Raw genomic sequence first — 4,109 nt, forward strand, 5'->3', positions numbered from 1 at the left:
GGGCAGGGGGTTGTGGGCGATGACGGCATCGAGTTGGCGGTGGGTGCGCATGACCGCTTCGACCGCGAAGCCGAATTCGTCCTCGATGAGCTTCTCGAGCCGCGTACCGTTGCGCTCGGCGGTGCGGCCGCCGTCGGCGAAGACCACATTGCCCGACTGCAGGAACGTCACGACGTCTTCGAAGCCGTCCTCGGCCATCAGTTGCCTGAGCCGGGCCATCGGTACCTGGCGTTTTCCCACGTTCACGGCGCGCAGCAGCGCGACCTGCCTGGTCATGGGCGCAGTCTAGACTAGAGCTTGCGGAACAGCCGGGCTTCTTCCGCCGCGGCGCGTACGGCTTCGAGGTCGCCTCCGGCGGACGCCGTGACCACCGCGGCCACCGCGCCTTCGACGAAGGGTGCGTCGGCGAGGACCGCCTTGGGCAGGTCCGGGCCCTCGACGCCCTCGTCCAGCAGCGTCTTCACGGTCAGCAGGGCGCTGCCGAGGTCGCCGAGCAGCAGCACGCCGGCCCCGCGGTCGGCCTGGCGCACGGCCTGCTCGATCCGGCCGTAGCTGGTGCCGAGGCTGCCGTCGTCCATGCCGCCGGCGGCTATCACCGGCACCTGGTCACCGCCGAGCTCGCGGACGAGTTCCGCGAGACCCTCGGCCAGTTGCTCGCTGTGCGAGACGAGGACGACACCTACCAGCTTCACGGTGCCCGAGCCTAGCAGAACCGCCGGTCAGCGCGGCGTGTCGGGAATGAATACAGGTTCTTATATCGGTGCGGCGATGAAAAACGCCGCCGCGCGGCTCGGCTCAGGCCGCGGCGTCGGCCAGGACCCGCAACAGCAGCGCGGTCGAGGCGGCGCCGGGGTCCTCGTGGCCCTCGCTGCGCTCGCCCAGGTAGCTGGCGCGGCCCTTGCGCGCCCGCAGCGGCACCGTCTCCTGCGCGCCCTCCTCGGCGGCGCGCGCGGCCAGGTCCAGGGCCTGCGCCGTCGGCACGCCGTCCTCGGCCGCGGCCCGCAGCGCCTCGACGGCGGGGGACAGGGCGTCGATCATCGTCTTGTCGCCGACGCTCGCGCCGCCCAGCTTGGCCACGGCCTCCACTCCGGCGGTGAACGCGGCCGCCAGTGCCGCCACGTCCGCCGACTCCGTCTCGCCGAGGGCCTTGCCGGTGGCGCGCAGCAGGCTGCCGTAGAGCGGCCCGGAGGCGCCGCCGACGGTCGAGATCAGCTGACGGCCGGTCAGCACCAGGACCGCGCCGGGCGTCGCGGGCACGCCTTCGGCCAGTTTCGCGGCCACCGCCGCGAAGCCGCGCTTGAGGTTCGTGCCGTGGTCGCCGTCGCCGATCGCCGCGTCGAGCATGCTCAGCCGCTCGGCCTCGCGGGCCACCGCGTCCGCCGCGGCGGTGAGCCAGGCCGCGCCCAGGGCCGCGTCGAAGCCGCCGTCCTTCGCCTCCGCGCCGCTCGACGCCGTGCCGAGTTCCGCTCTGCCGTCATCCGCCATACCGCTCACCGCCCCCATCGCAGCGCCGGAGTCTGCACCGGCGCGTCCCACAAGTCCACCAGATCCGGCTCGGCCCGGCACACCGTCAGCGAGAAGCCCGGCATGTCCAGGCTGGTGACGTACTCGCCGACCAGGTTGCGCACGACGCGCACGCCGCGCTTGCCCAAGCCGCGGACCACCGCCGCGTAGACGATGTACAGCTCCAGCAGCGGGCTCGCGCCCATGCCGTTGAGCAGCACCATCGCGTCGCCGCCGAAGTCGAGGTCGGCGCAGACCGCGTCCACCGCGATCTCGGCGAGTTCGTCGGCCGGGGCGAACGGTGCGCGCCGGCGGCCGGGCTCGCCGTGGATGCCGACGCCGAGTTCGATCTCGTTCTCGCCGAGGTCGAAGCCGGGGCGGCCGGTGGCGGGGGTGGTGCACGGGCCGAGCGCGATGCCGAAGGAGCGGCAGGCCGCGTTGGTGCGCTCGGCGATGCGCGCCACGGTGTCCAGGTCCGCGCCCAGCTCGGCCGCGGCGCCCGCGGTCTTCTCCGCGAACACCGTCGCCCCGGTGCCGCGCCGCCCGGCGGTGTAGAGCGAGTCCTCCACCGCGACGTCGTCGTTGATCAGGACCGTGCGCGCCTCGATGCCCTCGTCCTCGAGCAGTTCGGCGGCCATCTGGAAGTTGAGCACGTCCCCGGTGTAGTTCTTCACCACGAAGAGCACGCCGCCGCCGCCGTCCACGGCCTGGGCCGCGGCCAGCATCTGGTCCGGCACCGGCGAGGTGAACACCTCCCCGGGACACGCGGCGTCGAGCATGCCGTGGCCGACGAACCCGGCGTGCAGGGGTTCGTGGCCTGATCCGCCTCCGGACACCAGCGCCGGCTTGCCCGGCCGGGTCGGCTCGGCCCGCAGCACGATCCGCCGCTCGGCGTCCACTCGCAGGCCGGGGTGCGCGGCGGCGAGCCCGGCGAGGGCGTCGGCGACCACGGTCTCGGGCGAGTTGGTCAGCATCTTCATGACGTCCCATTCTGCCGTGTGCGGCTGGTAGCGCGGTAGGCGCCGCGTGCGCCGGTTCGGCCCGCGACGGGGTGCGGCTATGCTCTACCCGTCGGTCACGCAGGAATCCGGTGCGAATCCGGAACGGTCCCGCCACTGTCAACGCCCGTATACCGTACCGCCAGGTGCGCGCCGGGATGAGTCAGGAACTGCGCCCGGCACAGGATTGTCGCTACGAACGGGCGTGGGCTCCCGGGTAGGAGTGGATCGGCGCTGTGCTGCGTTTCCCTTTTTCCGCCGTACTCGGACAGGACGAGTTGCGGCTGGCGTTGATCCTCAACGCGATCCACCCCGCCGTGGGCGGTGTGCTGGTGCGCGGCGAGAAGGGCACCGCCAAGTCGACCATGGTGCGCGCCCTGGCCGCGGTGCTGCCCGAGGTCGAGGTGGCGGACGACTGCCGCTTCTCCTGCGATCCGGCCGCCCCAGACCCGCACTGTCCGGACGGTCCGCACGCGGCGGACGGCGGCGTACGTCCGGCGCGGCTGGTCGAACTGCCGGTCGGCGCGTCCGAGGACCGGCTCACCGGCGCCCTCGATCTCGAGCGCGCGCTCGGCCGCGGCGAGGCCGCGTTCCAGCCGGGCCTGCTGGCGGCCGCGCACCGCGGCGTGTTGTACGTGGACGAGGTCAATCTGTTGCCCGATCACCTCGTGGACGTGCTGCTTGACGCGGCCGCGATGGGCGAGGCGCACGTGGAGCGCGACGGCGTCTCGGTACGCCACGCGGCGCGGTTCCTGCTGGTGGGCACGATGAATCCGGAGGAGGGCGAGCTGCGGCCGCAGCTGCTCGACCGGTTCGGCCTGACCGTGGACGTCGCGGCGAGCCGGGAGCCGAAGCAGCGCGCCGAGGTGGTGCGCCGCCGGCTGGCCTTCGAGGCGGACCCTAACGCGTTCTGCGCGCACTGGGCCGCCACCGACGACGAGGTGGGTGCCCGGATCGCGGCGGCGCGCGCGGCGCTGGGCGCGGTGGTGCTGCCGGACGCGGAGCTGGAGCGCATCGCAAGGATCTGCGCCGCCTTCGAGGTGGACGGCATGCGGGCCGACCTGGTCACCGCCCGCGCCGCGATCGCCCTCGCGGCCTGGCGCGGCCGCACTGAGGTGACGGCCGAGGAGGTCCGCGACGCCGCCCGGCTGGCCCTGCCGCACCGTCGCCGCCGCAACCCCTTTGACGCGCCCGGCCTGGACGAGCAGCAGCTCGACGACGCGAGTGCCGACCCTGAGGGCGAAGATCCGGACGGCGACGGCCCCGACGGCGGTGACGACGGGCCGGGCGGTGGCGACAGCGGCCCAAGCGGCAACGGGAACAAAGGCGACAGCGGAAACGACCCGCACCCGAGTCATTCTGATAGCCCGTCGGACGGTGACTCCGGGCCGACCGAGGCCGGCCCCGAGGCGCCGTCCGCGCCGCCGCCCACGCAGCAGCAGGGCGCGCAGCAGCAGGGCAAAGGCTCGGGCGAGAAGTCCGCGCGCTCGCCGAATTGCGCGAGCAGGGCCTGATCCGGCACCTCGGGCTGAGCACCGTCAACGCCGAGCAGCTGGCCGAGGCGCAGCAGATCGCGCCGGTGGTGTGCGTGCAGAACTTCTACAACAT

At 73.5% G+C, this 4,109-nt stretch carries 4 protein-coding genes, 2 pseudogenes and 1 riboswitch; of the genes and pseudogenes, 2 read left to right on the plus strand and 4 right to left on the minus strand.

Features of this window, described 5'->3' with window-relative positions; all coding sequences use genetic code 11:
- From KDL01_RS39435 to dhaK, 4 genes are all read right to left on the minus strand, one after another.
- Positions 1-276: DUF1697 domain-containing protein (locus tag KDL01_RS39435; RefSeq protein ID WP_212533840.1), on the minus strand; the 276-nt coding region annotated here is incomplete at its 3' end.
- A gap of 14 nt (positions 277-290) precedes the next feature.
- On the minus strand, positions 291-692 hold the full coding sequence (gene dhaM / locus KDL01_RS39440) for a dihydroxyacetone kinase phosphoryl donor subunit DhaM (RefSeq protein ID WP_212533841.1): 402 nt from the start codon (positions 690-692) through the stop codon (positions 291-293).
- A 103-nt stretch (positions 693-795) separates the two neighbouring features.
- The gene (gene dhaL / locus KDL01_RS39445; RefSeq protein WP_212533844.1) at positions 796-1,485 is read right to left on the minus strand and encodes a dihydroxyacetone kinase subunit DhaL; all 690 of its coding nucleotides are present in this window, start codon (positions 1,483-1,485) and stop codon (positions 796-798) included.
- A gap of 5 nt (positions 1,486-1,490) precedes the next feature.
- On the minus strand, positions 1,491-2,483 hold the full coding sequence (gene dhaK, locus KDL01_RS39450; protein WP_212533842.1) for a dihydroxyacetone kinase subunit DhaK: 993 nt from the start codon (positions 2,481-2,483) through the stop codon (positions 1,491-1,493).
- A 52-nt stretch (positions 2,484-2,535) separates the two neighbouring features.
- A riboswitch (cobalamin riboswitch) is annotated at positions 2,536-2,695 on the plus strand.
- Between the two features lie 33 nt (positions 2,696-2,728).
- Between dhaK and KDL01_RS39455 the strand changes: the two are divergent.
- Both KDL01_RS39455 and KDL01_RS39460 read left to right on the plus strand, forming a co-directional pair.
- A pseudogene (locus KDL01_RS39455) lies at positions 2,729-3,985 on the plus strand (magnesium chelatase ATPase subunit I); the annotation flags it as partial.
- A 2-nt stretch (positions 3,986-3,987) separates the two neighbouring features.
- Positions 3,988-4,109: pseudogene (locus KDL01_RS39460) on the plus strand (aldo/keto reductase); the annotation flags it as partial.

The sequence above is a fragment of the Actinospica durhamensis genome, from assembly GCF_018139695.1.
Lineage (GTDB): Bacteria > Actinomycetota > Actinomycetes > Streptomycetales > Catenulisporaceae > Actinospica > Actinospica durhamensis.

What these genes read in the sequence shown, in the direction of transcription:
- dhaL (WP_212533844.1), bottom strand. Translation starts at nt 1,485, where the DNA reads ATGGCGGATGACGGCAGAGCGGAACTCGGCACGGCGTCGAGCGGCGCG.
- dhaK (WP_212533842.1), bottom strand. Translation starts at nt 2,483, where the DNA reads ATGAAGATGCTGACCAACTCGCCCGAGACCGTGGTCGCCGACGCCCTC.